10 protein-coding genes are annotated in these 17373 nt (G+C 61.9%); 5 read left to right on the forward strand and 5 right to left on the reverse strand.

Annotation, left to right across the window (positions count from 1 at the left end):
• Positions 1-92 precede the first annotated feature (92 nt).
• Positions 93-2228, forward strand: coding sequence for a M13 family metallopeptidase (locus tag BM338_RS09535; protein ID WP_090450650.1), 2136 nt, complete (start codon positions 93-95; stop codon positions 2226-2228).
• A 433-nt stretch (positions 2229-2661) separates the two neighbouring features.
• Positions 2662-6252 carry a patatin-like phospholipase domain-containing protein gene (locus BM338_RS09540; protein ID WP_090450651.1) on the forward strand — a complete coding sequence of 1197 codons (3591 nt, stop codon included), beginning with the start codon at positions 2662-2664 and terminating at the stop codon, positions 6250-6252.
• Between the two features lie 45 nt (positions 6253-6297).
• Here BM338_RS09540 and panE read toward each other — a convergent pair whose 3' ends face one another.
• Entirely contained in the window at positions 6298-7227 is a 930-nt protein-coding gene (gene panE, locus BM338_RS09545) for a 2-dehydropantoate 2-reductase (RefSeq protein ID WP_090450652.1), read from the reverse strand.
• A gap of 293 nt (positions 7228-7520) precedes the next feature.
• Between panE and BM338_RS09550 the strand changes: the two genes are divergently transcribed.
• The 3 genes from BM338_RS09550 to BM338_RS09560 all read left to right on the forward strand — a co-directional run bounded on the left by BM338_RS09550 (position 7521) and on the right by BM338_RS09560 (position 11326).
• Positions 7521-9809 (forward strand): TonB-dependent receptor, encoded by a 2289-nt coding sequence (locus BM338_RS09550; protein ID WP_090450653.1) that lies wholly within the window; start codon positions 7521-7523, stop codon positions 9807-9809.
• 105 nt (positions 9810-9914) lie between these two features.
• The gene (locus tag BM338_RS09555) at positions 9915-10604 is read left to right on the forward strand and encodes a Fe2+-dependent dioxygenase (protein WP_090450654.1); all 690 of its coding nucleotides are present in this window, start codon (positions 9915-9917) and stop codon (positions 10602-10604) included.
• Positions 10601-11326, forward strand: coding sequence for a tetratricopeptide repeat protein (locus tag BM338_RS09560; protein ID WP_177229285.1), 726 nt, complete (start codon positions 10601-10603; stop codon positions 11324-11326). Before BM338_RS09555 ends, BM338_RS09560 begins: the two co-directional genes overlap by 4 nt.
• Before the next feature lie 13 nt (positions 11327-11339).
• On the opposite strand, the gene BM338_RS09565 is transcribed toward BM338_RS09560, so the two are convergent.
• The 4 genes from BM338_RS09565 to BM338_RS09580 form a co-directional block, all read right to left on the reverse strand.
• On the reverse strand, positions 11340-11942 hold the full coding sequence (locus BM338_RS09565; RefSeq protein WP_143109280.1) for a GspH/FimT family pseudopilin: 603 nt from the start codon (positions 11940-11942) through the stop codon (positions 11340-11342).
• A gap of 5 nt (positions 11943-11947) precedes the next feature.
• Positions 11948-12349 (reverse strand): type IV pilin protein, encoded by a 402-nt coding sequence (locus BM338_RS09570; protein WP_177229286.1) that lies wholly within the window; start codon positions 12347-12349, stop codon positions 11948-11950.
• A 20-nt stretch (positions 12350-12369) separates the two neighbouring features.
• On the reverse strand, positions 12370-16611 hold the full coding sequence (locus BM338_RS09575; protein WP_177229287.1) for a pilus assembly protein: 4242 nt from the start codon (positions 16609-16611) through the stop codon (positions 12370-12372).
• A gap of 83 nt (positions 16612-16694) precedes the next feature.
• Complete coding sequence (locus BM338_RS09580) at positions 16695-17324, reverse strand: pilus assembly PilX family protein (RefSeq protein WP_177229288.1); 630 nt, start codon at positions 17322-17324, stop codon at positions 16695-16697.
• Between the last annotated feature and the right edge of the window lie 49 nt (positions 17325-17373).

A 17373-nucleotide genomic window follows, 5' to 3' on the forward strand; every position in this document is an offset into this window, starting at 1 on the left:
AAGTCATGACCACGATCCGGGCGGCTCCGCGCGCGATCGCCAATCAGCCGCTAATCCGCCCTGACGGGCACCACATCATGAGAGGGAAATCCATGACCAAGCCGTATCTGAAGCCGCTCGCCCTTGCGGTGAGCCTCGCCCTGACCCTGACCGCCTGCGGCAAGCAGGAATCCGCCGAGCAGGCCGCACCTGCCAAGAGCAGCAGCGCCCCGGCCGCCGCCAGCACCGTCGCCGCCGCACCGGTCGCCAAGAAGAGCCCGTTCGACGTCAGCGAGCTGGATACCGGCATCAACGCCTGCCAGGACTTCAACGGCTTCGTTAACTCCAAGTGGGTCGCCGCCAACCCGATTCCGGAAGACCGCACCCGCTGGGGCGCCTTCGACCAGCTGGCCGAAACCAGCCTCAACACCCAGCACGACATCGTCGATGCCGCCGCCAAGGGCGCCGCGCAGGCGCAGGCCGGCTCGATCGAGCAGAAAATCGGCATGTTCTATCAGGCAGGCATGAACGAAGACGCCATCGAGAAGGCCGGCTTCGACCCGATCAAACCCAAGCTCGACGCCATCGCCGCGCTGAAGAACGGCGCCGACGTGGCCGACTACATCACCAAGGCCTACGCCGAAGGCGACGGCCAGGTGTTCTCGTTCAGTTCCGGCGCCGACTTCAAGCACGCCGATATGCAGATCGCCTACGCCAATCAGTCCGGTCTGGGCCTGCCCACCAAGGACTACTACACGGATGCCAAGTACAAGGACATCCGCGATGCCTACGTGGCGCACATCGCCAAGGCGCTTCAACTCACCGGCGTCTCCGAAGCCGATGCCAAGACCCAGGCTGATGACGTGCTGAAGTTCGAGACGCAGCTCGCTGCCGCCTCGCTGTCCCCGGTGGAAGAGCGCGACCCGAAGAACCAGTACCACTTCGTCAGCGTGAAGGAGGCCGACAAGGTCACTCCGCACTTTAACTGGGAGAAGTTCTTCAGCGCCCAGGGCGTGACCGTCGACAAGGGCTTCTCGCTGTCGCAGCCGAAATTCTTCGCCGAGTTCGACAAGCTGCTCGCCAGCACGCCGGCTGCCACGTGGCAGGCCTACCTGCGCTTCCACACCATCGACGACGCTTCGCCGTATCTCAGCAAGGCGTTCCAGGACAGCAAGTTCGACTTCTACGGCAAGACGCTTGCCGGCCAGCCGCAGCAGAAGCCGCGCTGGAAGCGCGTGCTCGGCACCCTCAACGGTGGCACGGGCATGGGCGAGGCGCTGGGCCAGCTGTATGTGGCCAAGGTATTCAAGCCGGAAGCCAAGGATCGTGCGCAGGAGCTGGTCGACAACGTGCGCAATGCCCTGAAGGCGCGCATCGAGAAGCTCGACTGGATGAGTCCAGCAACCAAGGAAAAGGCCATCGCCAAGTGGAACACTTTCCTGCCCAAGATCGGCTACCCCGACAAGTGGCGTGACTGGTCCGGCCTGAACATCAGCGGCGACAACTACTACGGCGACGTGATGGCCGCCGCCAAGTTCAACTACGACTACGACATCGCCAAGGTCGGCAAGCCGACCGACCGCAAGGAATGGGGCATGACCCCGCAAACGGTCAACGCGTATTACAACCCGACCGACAACACCATCAACTTCCCGGCCGCGATCCTGCAGCCGCCGTTCTTCGACGCCGCGGCCGACGACGCCATCAACTATGGCGGCATCGGCGCCGTGATCGGCCACGAGGCCAGCCACGGTTTCGACGACGAAGGCAGCCAGTTCGACGGCGCCGGCAACCAGGAAAACTGGTGGACCAAGGACGACCGCACCAAGTTCGACGGCCGCACCGACAAGCTGGTGCAGCAGTTCAACGACTACGCGCCGATCAAGGACAAGCCGGATGCACACGTCAACGGCAAGCTGACCCTGGGCGAGAACATCGCCGACCTCGGCGGCATGAACGTGGCTTACGACGCGCTGCAGACCGCGCTGTCCAAGACCCCGGGCTCCACCGAGCAGAAGGTGGAAGGCTATACGCCCGACCAGCGCTTCTTCCTCAACTGGGCCCGCGTGTGGCGCGGCCACGTGCGCGAGAAGCAGGCTCTGCTCTCGCTCAACACCGATCCGCACGCACCGGCCTCGCTGCGCGCCATCGGCGCACCGTCCAACATGGAAGCCTTTGCTGCGGCATTCCAGTGCAAGCCGGGCGATGCGATGGTTCGTCCGGCCGACAAGCAGGTGAAGATCTGGTGATGTTCCTGCCACCGCGGCTTCGGTCGCGGTGGCTCTTCGCAAAACAGAAAGCGTCGCGCGCAAGCGCGGCGCTTTTTCTTTTGGGGCATTAAACCTCCCGCGTAACTGCATCCAAACGTAGTCAGCGTCATTGCGATGCGCCACATTCGCTTCGATCACTGGAAAATTGGCAAACAGGCCGCCCCGTGGCCTGAGGCAAGCCAACACAGAGCCCCCGCTGGCAAGTTGCGAACTACCACGTCACCTTTCCTCTGCCGCACTCACCCGATGGGTATCACTTCTAGCCAATAGCCCCGACACAGCATCCGTGCTGGACTCGTCCACTGCGGCTTACCGCCGTCGGGGAGATCGACAAGCCAAGGGCAAACCCTCGACCCAGCCAGCTGGGCGGGGCGTGCCAGGCCCTTGCCTTATATCGTCGGGAGGCTTGCACATGATGGCGAGCGATAACGGGGCCAAGGATTCACGCGTTCCGCACGAAATAGACGTCTATAACAAGCGCCGTGAGCGCGCGGGCATTGATCGCCACGAGCCCGCAATCGGGCTGGCGCTGTCGGGCGGCGGCATCCGCAGTGCCACTTTCTGTCTCGGCATCCTGCGCGCGATGGCGAAGAACAAAGTGCTCCACCGCATCGACTATCTGTCGACCGTGTCGGGCGGCGGTTACATCGGCGCGAGCCTGGGCCGCTTGTTCAAAGACAAGGCACGCACGCCCCGCGAAGTCGAACAGGGATTGGCAAGCGATCATTCGCTGCTGCTCTGGTGGCTGCGCAACAACGGCCGCTATCTGACGCCTGCCGGGGCCAACGATGTGATCATGGCCGTTGCCGGACAAGTGCGCAGCTTTCTGGTGACACAGTTTGAAGTACTGATGCTGGCCCTGGTGCTGGCGTGCATCGTCACCTTCCCGCACCTGCTGGCCAGCCTTTGGCTAAGTCCAGGTCAGACCCTGTTCTTCGCGGGCAGCCCGTGGTGGTGGCTGTTGCTGCTCCCTGCCGCGCTGGCACTCACCGCCGCCTACGCTTACTGGTTCCTGGGTCGCAACCGCCTACCGGATCTGCTCACCGCTTTGCTCGCCGCCATCGTGGGCATCTATGCCATGCATGTCGCTATGGCTGCCTTCGCCGCAACGGACGACGCCGTGTCCAACGATTCGGTGATCACGGTGCTGGCCTACTTCGCGACGGTCCTGGCGATCGGCTTTCTGCTCTCGCCGCTGGGCTGGATCTGGGCCAGGTTCATGATGGGCCGACCGGAGAATGACGACAAGCGCCGGCTCATGCTTACTCATGTGCTCAGCCATTGCCTGCGCGCCAGCCTCGCCCTCGCTTTGCTCGGTGCGATGGATCTGTTCAGCTGGTATCTGGGTTATCTCTTCATGTCGGTCTTGAGCGGCCAGCTCAGTTTCCAGCTGGGCGTGAGCTTCAGCGTGGTGACGCTGGTGGTGGTGGTGGCACGCAATGCACTGCCGATCGTCCAGGCGAACATGGCCGCGGCGAAACGGCTGCCGCTCACACAGATCGCCAACATCCTCGGCCTGCTCCTGATCATGTTCATCGCCCTGCTCTGGCTCGCGCTGGTGCAGGTCTTCGTACTCTCCAAGAACGACAACTTCGCTGGAACGCCGCTGCCGGGCGCGCTTGGTCGATGGCTGTGTGTATTCGGTGCCGCCGCGGTGTTCCTGCTGATCAATGGCTCCGTCCTGCAGCAACTGAATCGGTCGTCCCTGCATTTTTTCTACCGGTCGCGATTGGCGCGCGCTTACGTTTCGGTAGGCAATGACGAACTGCACAGCGGCGACGCGCACGGCGGCGACAAGCCTCGCTTTCCCGCTTCCGTGCTGGCGAAACGACGCCGCGACATCACCGATGCGACCGCACAGGTCGCCGACCTGCTGAACGGCGATGACGTGGCGATGAAGGACTATCAACCGGCGACATCCGGCGGCCCCATCCATCTCATCAACTGCTGCATCAATCAGACCGAAGACGACCGCACCGGCAACTACAACGCCGACCGCAAGGGCGTGAACCTCACGGTGAGTGCGCTGGGTGTGGAGACAGGCACGCATGGTCCAGTGCAGCCCGGGCATGCGGCCTGGGAAAAGACCACGCTGGCCGAATGGATTGCCATCTCCGGTGCGGCGGTCGGCTCGGGCATGGGCTCGCTGACCAAGCCCGGCATGGCCGCCATGATCTTTTTGAGCGGACTGCGCCTGGGTTATTGGCAGCACAACCTCACGAAGCAAGCGTCCGCCGGCTTCCACCTGTTGCAGAAATATCAGGCTATGTGCGGCGAAATGTTCGCGCGCTTTCCCGGCCTGAGGGCGCCGCGCTGGTACCTTTCAGACGGCGGCCATTTCGATAACACCGGCGTATATGCGCTGCTCAAGCGCAAGTTGCCAGTGATCATCCTGGCCGACTGCGGAGCCGACCCGGACTATGCGTTCGGCGACGTGGAGAACCTGATCCGCAAGGCCCGCATCGATCACGATGCCATCATCCGCTTCATCGATCCGGAGAGCCTGCCGCCATTGGCCGGCGGGCTGAGCGCGTTCTTCGGCACACCCGACAGCATCCAGCCCGGCACCAGCAACGAATACCTGCTGCTGGCGCAGATCACCTACAGCGACGACTGCACCGGCGCACTGCTGATCATCAAGCCCCGCCGCACCGAGGACATGCCACTCGACGTCGCCGGCTATGCCGCACGCAACGCGAGCTTCCCCCAGCAAAGCACCGCCAACCAATTTTTCAGCGAGGAAGAATGGGAGAGCTACTGCAATCTGGGGCTGACGCTGGGCCGCGTCCTCACCACCAAGTTCCTGCATGACCTCCACCCGTGGATCAACACGGGAACCACCATTGGCACCAACAACGCCACACTCACGCCGCCAATCACGCGCATGACGCGCAATCAGCGCATCGCGACCACCCTGGGCACGTCGATTGGCATCGGCGCCATCCTCACCGGCCTGCTGGCAGGCTGGCAGGCCTGGAACACCCGGCAGGACAAGGACAGCCAGCAACTATCGGCCTTCGCCACCGAGGCACGCACGATACTGGCGGATATTTCTTCGCCAGAGCGCCAGCACAAAGGCTTCGATCAGGCACTCGACGCCAAGATCGATCTGTTGAATTCGATCGCCCACACCTTCCCCGTCAACAGCGATCAGCAACAGGTCATGCAGGATATTGCCGAGCCGCTACAGAACTTATGCCCACCCTACGGCCAAGCGCTGTTCAACCGATGCGCGGCCGACGTCGTCACCCTCAACGCCGGCGCGCGATCCAGCATGCACTGGGATGAGGCGATGGCCAGCTACAGTGGCTTTGCCACCAATGCGCCCCTTCTGGCAGGCGAAGGTCAGCAGGCGCTTGCGACGACATCTGCAGCGACACCCAAAGAGAATAGCGCGGGCACGCCATCCACATCGATGCCGAGCCCGCCGCCACCGCCACCGAGTTCGGTTCTGCCGTCCGAACCCGTCGTGGTCACCGCCCAGCGACAAAGCGAGGCGAATGCCGTTGCGGCAGCTCCTGAGCACTACATGCCGAATCCGGCCAGCGTGGTGACGCAAGCCGCGCCGACCCGGCAATCCTTACCGCCTTCGGCAACGCCGCAAAACAAGTCAGCATTTGATCGCGCGAAGGCGGCCTGCGTCACCAAGAGCTCGCAATCGTTCGTGCTGTACACGCAGATCTACGACGAGGCCCAACGGGCACCGTTGTCTGCCGTACTGACTGATATCCGCAGCCTTGGCATCGCCACGCCCGGCGTAGAGAACGTGACGGTTACCGCCAAGCGCAACGGCAACAACTCACCAGCGCGGTGGAACCAGCCTACGATCCTCTACCGCGCAGAAGGCCAGGATTGCGCACAAGCTTTGGCCATCTATCTGACGCCCTTCGGCTCGGCGCGACAGGCTGTGCGCGCGTTTCCTCTGCCACGTGCGCTCAATGGCGCGGCGAACATCCTGGAGTTGTGGATTCCCAATCCGTCCGACGCCACCGGTACGAAGTAGTTGCCGTTGCGCACTGCACTGACCTGCGAATGCGCAAGACGCGCGCTAGGCGCTTCGCGCGCGCCTGGACTCGTAGGCTTTCAGATGCGTATAGGCCACGCGCAACATCGGCAACGCGGCATCGGCAGGTTTCGCCCGCGCGAGAAGATCGCCAACGACGTGATCTGCTTCGATGGCACCACCTTGCTCCAGGTCGCGCATCATTGAGGCGCTGAGCGAAGAGCCTGCTTCGGTGAGCACACCGCTCGCCCGCGCCAGCACAGCATCGCTGGGCGCGTGCCCGTTGGACTCGGCCACACGCCGGCAATCCTCAAGCAAGCCTAAAGTGGCCTCCAACCCTCCGGGCGCGGCGACGATGTCGCCGACCGGTGCGCGCATCAGGCAAGTAATACCGGCAAGCGAGGCGAGGAACACCCATTTGTCCCACATGTCCTGCAGGATCATCGTGCTGAGGCGCGGTTCGAATCTGACGTTCGCCATGGCTTGCGCGATGCGTTCCACACGCTCCGAACGCGAGCCATCGCGCTCTCCATAAGTAAGGCTGTGCGACTGGTTCAAGTGGTGCACAACGCCCTCTGCACTCAGCGTCGCCGCGATCACGCACTGGCCGCCAAGCACATGGGCCGGACCGAAGCGCGCATCGAGCAGATCCAGATGACGCATGCCGTTGAGCAACGGCAGGATCATCGTGTTCGGTCCAATGGCCGGTGCGATGTCCTCAATCACCTGTGCCAGGTGATAGGCCTTGCAGCTCAGCAGGATCAGGTCGAATGGCTCACTCAGATGTTCCGCCTGTACGACTGGCGGCGATGGCAGCGTGACATCGCCCTTGGCGCTACGGATGACCAGCCCGTTCCGCGCCAATGAAGCCGCGCGGCCGGCGCGCACCAGAAAGGTCACGTCCTGCCCACTTTCCAGCAGCCGTCCGCCGAAATAGCCGCCTGTAGCGCCCGCGCCCACCACCAGAATCCGCATGTTTTGACTCCTGACTCGATCCGGCCTCACAGAGTACAGGCAGCGTCTGGAGCACTCCGGGCATCGCAACTTTTCACGATATTTATTGCGAATCATTATCAATTGCTTTACTGTCTCGACGCTCAGCGAGGCAGTCCGCCCGGCCGACGCAACCGCAGCGCGGACCGCGCGAGGAAGCGGCCAGCCGACCCGGACGCCAGGCCAGCCCCTTCTTTATTCAAGACATTCAGACGCATCGGTGTCGACGTTCGCGGCGCGCCATGCATGCCCTTTACCTGTTCCAAGGAAGCGCGATGCCCTCCCCGCAAGCTTTTATCTCCTCGCAAGCCTCCTCACCCAAGCGCCTGCTGGCCTCCGCCCTCGGCCTGGCCCTGTTGCCGGTGGCGGCGCACGCCGCTGACGCCGACGCGCCCCAGGAAAATCAGGCCAAGAAGCTGGAAGGCGTGAAGGTGGACGCCACCACGGTCAACTCGACCTCGCCCAAATTCACCGCGCCGCTGCTGGATACGCCTCGCGCGGTCACCGTGATCCCGCAGTCGATCATGCAGGAGACCGGTGCGGTCTCCCTGCTCGATGCGCTGCGCACGGTGCCGGGCATTACCTTCGGTGCCGGCGAAGGCGGTAACCCCAATGGTGATCGTCCCTTCATCCGCGGCTTCGATTCGCAAAGCTCGCTGTTCATTGATGGCGTGCGCAGCTCCGGCTCGCAGTCGCGCGAAGTGTTCGACATCGAACAGATCGAAGTGACCAAGGGCCCCAGCTCCGCCTATACCGGCCGCGGCTCCGCCGGCGGCAGCGTGAACCTGGTAACCAAGGCGCCGAAGGCACAGAACTTTGTCAGCGGCAGTGTCGGCGTAGGCACGGATAATTACCGCCGCGGCACGGTCGACTGGAATCAGGTGGTGAACGACGACGTGGCCTTCCGCCTCAACGCGATGGCGCACGAAAACGACATCCCCGATCGCAACGGCCCCGACTTCAGCCGTTGGGGCATCGCCCCGTCGGTCACCTTCGGCATGAAATCCGCCACCAGCGTCACGCTGAGCTACTACCACCTGCAAAGCGACGACACGCCGGACAGCGGCCTGCCGTACAACAACCCCTTCGCGGCCACCAGCCCGAATGCCTACCTCAACGGCAACGGCGAGCCGATCAAGGTGCCGCACGACACTTACTACGGCCTGCTCAAGCGCGATTTCCAGAAGCAGAAGACCGACGTGGGCAGCATTCGCCTGCAGCACGATTTCGGCGGCGGCTGGCTGCTGCGCAACAGCACGGTGTACTCGCGTGTCACCAACGACTACATCTGGACGCAGCCGGACGACAGCCAGGGCAACTTCCTGGTCAACGGCGGCATCTGGCGCCGCAACAACAACCGCATCAGCAGCGTCACCGGGCTGACCAACCAGACCGACCTCACCGGTGAATTCGAGACCGGCTCGATCAAGCACAGCATCGCCACCGGCATCGAGATCAGCAACGAGAAGACCAATCGCAGCAGCTACAACGTCGACCCGGCGAAAAACGCCAGCGATACCCACAACATCGGCTCGATCGTCAACGGTGCCTGCACCGGCAAGTACGGCATCGGTGCAGCGTCCAACTACTGGTGCACTAGCGTACTGAACCCGAATCCGAACGACCCGTGGAGCGGCCAGATCACCGGCGGTCTCAACCCGGTGCGCGTCACCACCGACACGCGCTCGGCCTGGGCCTTCGATACCGCCACGTTGAGCGAGCAATGGCTGCTCAACCTCGGCGTGCGCTTCGACAACTTCCACACGCGCTCCACCAGTGTCACAACCGCCACCAACGCCGTCGCGATACTGAAGAACGACGCCAACTTCTGGAACTACCAGGCCGGCCTGATCTACAAGCCGGTAAGCAACGGCAGCATCTACCTCTCCTACGGCACCTCCTCCAACCCGCCGGGCGTGGATGCCGGCGACGGTGCGGACGCCATCGCACTGAGCAACGCCGACCTCAAGCCAGAAACCAGCCGCAACCTGGAACTGGGCACCAAGTGGGATGTGCTCGACAACCGCGTCTCGCTCACCGCTGCCGTGTTCCGCAGCGAAAAGACCAATGCGCGTGTGGCTCTTACCGGCGTACGCGGCGGCCCGATGGCCAACGTCGGCAAGCAGCGCGTGGACGGCATCGAACTCGGCATCAGCGGCAACATCACCGCGCAGTGGCAGGTATTCGCTGGCTACACCTATCTCGATAGCGAACTGGTGAAGGCCTCGCCGGCCGCCCCGGGCGATCAGGGCAAGCAGTTCCCGAACACCCCGAAAAACAGCGCGACCTTGTGGACCACCTACGCCATCACTCCGGCTCTGACCATCGGCGGCGGCGCGTATTACATGGACAAGGTCTATGGCAACACCGCCAACACCAAGTGGGTGCCCTCGTACACGCGCTTTGATGCGATGGCGTCGTACGAGATCAACCACAACCTCACGCTGCAGCTCAACATCCAGAACCTCACCAACAAGTACTACTTCGACAAGGCTTACGCCGCGCATTACGCCACGGTGGCGCCGGGTCGCTCGGCGATCCTGAGTGCGAACTTCAAGTTTTGAAGGATGCCATCGCTCAAGCGATGGCATGGATGGAACCACGCCGCCCGCTCACCCGGGCGGCGTTCCGTTTATTGATGTATCCGCTTACGCCACGGAACCGAAGTCATGTTGCTGCATATCCCGGACGTCCTGACACCCGCGCAACTGCAGATGTTTCGCGAGAAGCTCGCCGATGCGCCGTGGGCGGATGGCCGCACTACAGCCGGCTACCAATCGGCGCAGGCCAAGAACAACGCGCAGCTCGACGAACAACACCCCATCGCGCGTGAACTCGGCGCCATCGTCACCGACGCCGTCCTGCGCCACCCCACCTTCTTCGCCAGCGCCCTGCCGCGGCACATCTATCCGCCACTGTTCAACCGCTACAGCGGCGGCCAGCACTTCGGCTTCCACGTCGACAACGCGATCCGCTACGACCGCACACGCGAACCCGCGCTGCCAATCCGCACCGATCTCTCCGTCACCCTGTTCCTCGCCGCGCCCGAGGAATACGACGGTGGCGAACTGGTGATCGAAGACAACTTCGGCATCCATAGCATCAAGCTGCCGGCAGGCGACCTCGTGCTCTACCCCGCCAGCAGCCTGCATAGAGTGCAGCCGGTGACGCGCGGCGCGCGCGTGGCATCGTTTTTCTGGATCCAGAGCCTGGTACGCGACGACGCGCAGCGCCGCATCCTGTTCGATCTTGATGTCGCCATCCAGACCCTTACCCAGAACCCGGCAAGCGATCAAAACGCCCTGCTCTCGCTGACCGGCGTGTATCACAACCTTCTGCGGCAATGGGGCGAGAGTTGAACGACGTTGCTGTGATCGAGCTGGATATCGAAGCCATCAACCAGCTGCTGACCAAAGACCCGGCAGCCGCGGCTCAACACCTCACCGATGCCGCACGCAAAGGCCGCCCCGACGCGCAAGCCTGGCTGGCCCAGCTCTACCTCGACGGCCACGGCGTTCCGCGCGACCATGAAGAAGCCCTCTACTGGTTCCAGCGCTCCGCCCACGCCAGCGTGCCGATGGCGATGAACATGCTCGGCCGCTGCTATGAAAACGGCTGGGGCACACCGGCGGACTATCCCCTGGCCGCCGTGTGGTACCAACGCGCCGCCACACACGATCTGGACTGGGCCATCTACAACATGGCGCAGATGTATGCCAACGGGCGTGGCGTGAAGGAGGATCGTGCGGAGGCGTTTCGATGGTTTACCCGCGCGGTGGCCCTGGGGCATGTGCGGGCGATGCACTTTCTTGGGCAGTTTTATGAGTATGGGTGGGAGGTCGATGTGGACCTCCAGCGAGCGTTCGAGCTGTATCGAAAGTCGGCGGAAGGTGGAGACTATCGGGGGATGTGCAGTTGGGCTTCGGTGCTGATGGAGCAGGGGCGTGTCGAAGAAGCTGCCGCGCTTGTCCAGAACGCCATTCCTTTGGCACCGCGGCATTACCTCAACCTATTGCTGGATCAACTCCGACTCTCGCCGCATAGCCAGCTCAGGGCTTTGGCGACAATCAAACCCACCTGATCAACCGCGCGATTTATGTCGGCACGCAGCTACTCTGCACACCTACCGACTGCGATGACACGCTGCCCGATGGGTTCACCGTCAACACAGCTCCTGGCACCACAGTAGTGCTGACACCCGTACCCGTCTGGCCCTTCGGCCTGGAGCAGGTCTCGAACTTTGGCTGCGCGGTGTCAGATCGCAAGGTCTGGCCCTGCGAGCCGAAACTCAGAATAACCTTGTCCAAAGCCTGTATCGAGACACCGTCACGCGCGCCGTTGGAGCGGAGCAGTATGTTCGTAGTCGGCTTAGTGCTGTCGTAGGTGGTATTCGCTACACCGTTGCCGGGCGAGTAGGTATACACCAGCCAGCCGCCTTCATACGCCGTGCCATCGGTTACACAGCTCAAGCCATCCGAGCTCGGACAAATGGAAACGATGCCACCACGCGAGGCTGCCTCGCTACGCGCATAGGCAATATCGGCCAGCAGCGCATTGCTAGCGCCACTCACTTTGTTCCGGCGCAGCATGTCACGAAAGCCCGGCGCAGCAACGATGGCAAGGATCGACGCCACCGCCAGTGCAATCATCAGCTCGACCAGGCTGAAGCCTTCCCGCCCACTGCGTCTCATCTTCATGGCGCTCACCAGCAACTGCCGTTGGTGGTGCTGCCGCTTTGACTCTTCACACCAGCATTATTGATGGTGAGGGTTTTACAGTCGTCTTTGGACTGCGGGCCACCAGCCACGGGGACTGCATTGGCGGTGAAGGCCGTTGCGCTGGAGGCAGGCATGCTGATGGTGTAATACCCCTTATCCGACGTTGTCTGGTTGTATTGGAGCAGAGCCAGCGTCCCGTACGTGTTGTTGGTCGCGTAATAGCGTTCTTGCGCGTTGGCGATACGCAGCAAAATCTCCTGTCCGTCAGCGCGTCTTGCCCGGATGCCATAGCGCAGATACGCCGGCACCGCAAAGGCCGCGAGGATGGCGATGATCCCCACCACGATCATCAATTCGATCAAGGTGAAGCCACTCTGTCGGCGCATATCCATTCCCCCTGCATCGATCATTGTGAAATACCTCGCCATGAGCGTCGGCGCCAAATGGCGTCGTTGATGTTGAAACCGTTGTTGCTACCGGACAATTTCAAGCCAGGGATCAGCACCGAGCCACCACCGACGGTCGCCACCAACGGCACCGTGCCGGTGGTGCGTGGATCGTTAACGCGGCCGCCCACGACATAGATTCCCTTGTTGGGCCAAGCCGCCACGCCCGGGGCCGATATGCCACCGCTCGCTCCACCCGTTGCCGCATTCACCACCATCACCGCGCCCTGAATACTCGCATTGCACGGGTCGTTGGTGCCAGGGATAAGCGTCTGGATCACCACACGCCCAGTATCGAACAAGGCACCAGGGGTTACGACGACACGCTCGCCCGCGGAACTGGTCGACGGACCAAGGTCGAAGTACCAGCCGTTCTTGGACGTAGGCACCGCATTGTCAGTCAGGCCGCGAGCAACGCTCTTTCCGTCATCGGCAGTGGTTTCACTCAGCGTCTGAGCGACCAGCTGAGTGCGTGTCACGATCGAACCAATATCGCGGATGCCGTAGACGGACTGAGTCGCGGCGCTGCCACTGGTGTTATCGCCCACGCCCAGATACTTGCCAGTACCAAATACGATGATGAACTTGTTGGTCGCCGGGTCGGCAAACAGGCGCGGCATGCTGGTGATCGGCTGTGCGCCATCCGTCGCGGGCTGGAACGCAAGTGTCACCACCCACTTCGACGGATCACTCGAAGACAGGTCGTAACGCCATAGATTGCCATCCAAGTCGCCGGCAAACGCCACGTCGTCGATCTGGTCGTCGTTGTAGTCGCCCAGCACCGGAGTGGCCAGGCCGTGACTGAACACAGTACCGCTAACAGTGGAATCGGAAGTCTTGATCTCACGAATCAGCTTGCCGGTCTGCGCGTCGAGTACGAACAACGAGCTGAATTTGTTGGAAGCAGCCGGCGGCGACGTGCAATTTGCCCCTGAGAACGGCGGCTTGGTGCAATCCGGAAAATAACCACCCGGCACCAGCACAACCCACTTGCCGTTGTTGAGTCGACCGATATTGGGCTGCCCGAAGGTATACCCCAGATCGGAGGGCTTGCCACCTGGATTGGTCCCCGAGCCACTCGTCGCAGATGCCACATCGGGTGCGTCAACATTGAATTCCCATAGCACCTTGCTCGCAGCCATCGAGCTTGGATCCGTAATATCCAATGCGTAAATGCCACGGCCGCCCAGCCTCAACCCGCCCACGAGAATCGTATGCCAGCCAGTCGAGGTAGCTACTGGTGATGTGGTGGTGGTACTGAAGAACACATCGCGCGTCACCGGAATGCCGTCGACGGTCGGCATGAACCTGAAATCTGTCTTGTTGGTCAGATTACCGAGATTGGAGTACACCGAGCGTGGCACGTAAGCAAACAGCTCCTTGCCAGCTGTTGCCGACGGAACAGCACCAGTCGTCAGCGACGCATCGAATGCATGCAGCATGCCGTCGTTCGCGCCCACGTAAACTGCCGGTGTTCGTGTCAAGTGATCTTTCACGAAATATTCGTAGCTATGGCAGGTCGAAGGCTTGGGTTTGCCACAGCCATTCGCACTGTAGTCATCCGCAGCCATCGCGGTTTGCTCAGGCGAGCCAGTTGGCCATGTATTGCGGTAACCACTGGCAGGATAGCTGACATACACCGGCTGCGAACCAATGATCGCCCCCAACAGATGCGAGCGCTGGCGGAACGTAGTCGATTCTTTTGAACGGTCGCCGCGAAGATAGTCCAGTCGCGTCTGACCGGTATCGTTGGTGCTATCGACCGAAGTGGGCGAGCCGCTCAACAACGTTTGGGCCGTAGCATCCAAGCTGCTGAAAGTCTTGAAATCGACACCGCCATTGAAGTTTCCGGTGGTGTCCTCAGTGCCCGTAAAGATACTCCGCGTGGTCGGGTCCGTTTTTGTAGCGCTGTCCAAGATCGCACCCGCATCCCAGGCCACGGTGGAAGCGGATCCATCTGTCGGTATCGTGACCGCCTGCAGGGTTCCGGACCAATCCGTCGAGGTATAGCCGGAGCTGAAACCAAGCACGCCTGGAACCAGTACCGCGGAGTTCACCGCACCCGTATTGGCCGGAACACTGCGCGCGCTGATATTGGAAAGAATGGCGCTCAGCTGATCGACAAGGTTCTGCGGATTGCCGGCACTGAAATAGGAGCCACGACTGTTGATCGCGGCATGCCAAGTATCGTCGATACCTGGCGGCGAATTGTTCGCGGGCGTGGTCCAGCCTACATGGCCGGTCGAATTGGTTGCCCCGGTGCGTAGCGCGCAGATGTCGTTAGCGGTTTTCACAGCGCAGTCGACATCATTTGAAAAATTCAGTACGCCCGACACACCGAGAGTGACCATGTACTGCACAAGGTGCGGCCAGTTGGCCGGGTCGTTCTTCGGGTTGAAATACTTCTCCAGGGTGGTCGAGCTCGCTCCGCTCACTACGCCGGTCGACGTATCCGGCATATAAGGCGGCACTATCTTGCCATTGGTCGGATCGTACAGATCCGGCCGCAGATTCTTCGCCCAGTAGTTGAAGGCGATATTGGCCAGGGATGAGGTGTACTTGGTGCCCTGTACATTCCAGAACACCCGCGACTCCGCTGCCGTAGCGGAATAGGTCGTGCCGTCGGGCAAAGTCCCACCGGTCTGGGAATCGATAAATGCGGACGGCAGAGTCGGATTGCCCTCGTTCCAATAGCCGTCCGTCACAACCATGTGGAAGTTCTGGCGGCAGGACAGTTCCATGCCGTTGGCGCCTGAGGCAGTCGGCGGCTGCCAGTAGGGGTCGTGAAGATCACCGGTTGCCCCTGTGTTGCCATTGCCTCTCTGGAAGAACTGTCCCGCACGGATCGTTGAAGCACGAAGCGGCGTACCGCTCGTCGCAGGTACCTGGAAAATCCAGTTGAAGAAGGCACTTCGATAACAGTTGGGAGCGGCTGTAACTGTGCCGGTTTGAATTTCAACGGTGGCCGGATCGACAGCCGAAGCCACGCATGATGGAGAATTGGCATCCATCAGGCTACTGATGATCGTATCGCTCTGCAGACGGAACGTATCCGTGTCGTAAAGGTTCTGCCACGCAACACGGAAGGCACTGCCGTAAGAGCCATCGGACGTTGATGCGCCCAGCTTGCCGAATACGCGCGACAGCGAGCTGCGGGTCATCAGATTACGAGTGCGGTAATAGGCATACCAGTTGGCGAAGTTTTGCCACTGGTTGACGGTGACGCCACTGATGGTTGTGCTCGTATTGGGAACCGCTACCGCCTCCCAATTGGCGCTGCTATAGAGGTTGCCCAGGCCGGCACTAGTCGGGTTCCCATACGAGTCGACAGCAATGGCCGGTGACGACGACTTGTATCGCCAATAGAAAGGGCCTCCGTTCGGATAAGCCGCACCATCGGGTCCCGTGGTCTTTCCATCCATGGGAGAGTTCGTGGAGTTTCCGCACATCCATCGGTTATCGAACGGGCTGGTAGTGGTTACTGTCCACTGCCATGGTTTGCCGCTGGTTTTGCACTTGCCATTCGACTGGAAAGAAGTGCACACGCAGGAGCCCGCGTCATAGGTCGTGGGATCCGACGGACAGGAAGAGCCTGTCTTGGTGGTCGTGTTGGACGTCGCCCCCAAGATGCCAGTCAGGTCTGTCGCTCCCGTCGGATCCGTAGTGCCGTTCGGATTGTTTCTGTAGCCACCTGTACTCGCCAGCGTCTTCTGATTGAACGGCCGATTCACACCAATGCCATCCAGAGGAACCACTTTTAACGTCGCATCGGCATTGGGAAAGGAACTGCCATCCGCCTTCATCGGCGGCAGGTACAACACATTCGGGTTGTAGTACACACCATTCATGGTGTGCGAGCGGATGTCCGTCTTGTCCGTAATACGTGGATCGATCACACCGGCGCAACGCCATGCATCGGTATCGCTGTCGTCCCAATTATTGCCGTCAAATGGGCGGGTATCCCCCATGAAGTTGCTGGCCATCGATCCCGAGTCGTCGAAGGTCACGGCAATATTGGGCGCCACGCCCTGGGTGAGATTCGGCGGTGTGGGACTGAGCTCGACGGCGCCAACAGGCACGGAGCTGGACGAGGCCGGTGCTGTGCTCGACGCAGCGGGGGCCCCCGCCAGCAGGCCGGCAACCCACAGCGGCGACAGCGGCGCATCGGCGGTTGCCTCGACGGGAACCGGCAGGCCACCCATCAGCGTCAGGCCGAGGCAAACAACGAAAACACCGCTACCGCTGGAAAGGAAACGACGGATACGCATGGCGTAGTGGCTCCGGTTCAATTGCTCTTGGCGGCGAACGTGCTTTCCTGCACGCGCACCGTGTTCTGGTCGCCACCCGTCGCGCGGGCGGTAATGCGATAGACGTGCCGGCTGGTGCTGCCGGCACCGCCGCCACCGCTTCCGGTGGCACCCGATTCGTGCAGACCTCCGCTGACTCCGGGCGGCAGCTCCACGCCCATGTCCTCGATCATGTAGAGCGGGTTCTTGGCCAGTTTCGCGGTCGGCTGGCCAGTAGGCGGCGAGGTGTAGTCGGTGTTGCCGTCCGCACCGCTGTAGGTAGCGGCGCCCGCAGTCACCCAAGTGCCGCTATTGCGGAACTTGGTCACTGTGCCGGAATTGCCATAGAGCGCGGAGTTGCTCGGGTCGTAGCGATAGCAGCTGCCGGAAAGCACGCCACTGCCGCACAGCAGCGGCGTCGCAACTAGATTGGTGGTGCTGGTCCAGAGTTTCCACTCGACGCCGCGAAGGGTGGTCTCAGCACCCATGTCCGCCTGCCCCGCATTGCGCAGGCCGCCGGCCATGCGCTCCTGCAATAGGGACCGGCCCGATGCGCCGATCGCCAGGATGGTCAGCAGGATCAGAAAGATCAGCGCCACCATCAGCACCACGCCTCGCTGCTGAAGCATGCGCGGGCTTCTTGAATGTAGGCGGGCATCACTCATAACGAACTCCGTT

The organism is Dyella sp. OK004 (assembly GCF_900114495.1).
Lineage (GTDB): Bacteria > Pseudomonadota > Gammaproteobacteria > Xanthomonadales > Rhodanobacteraceae > Dyella_D.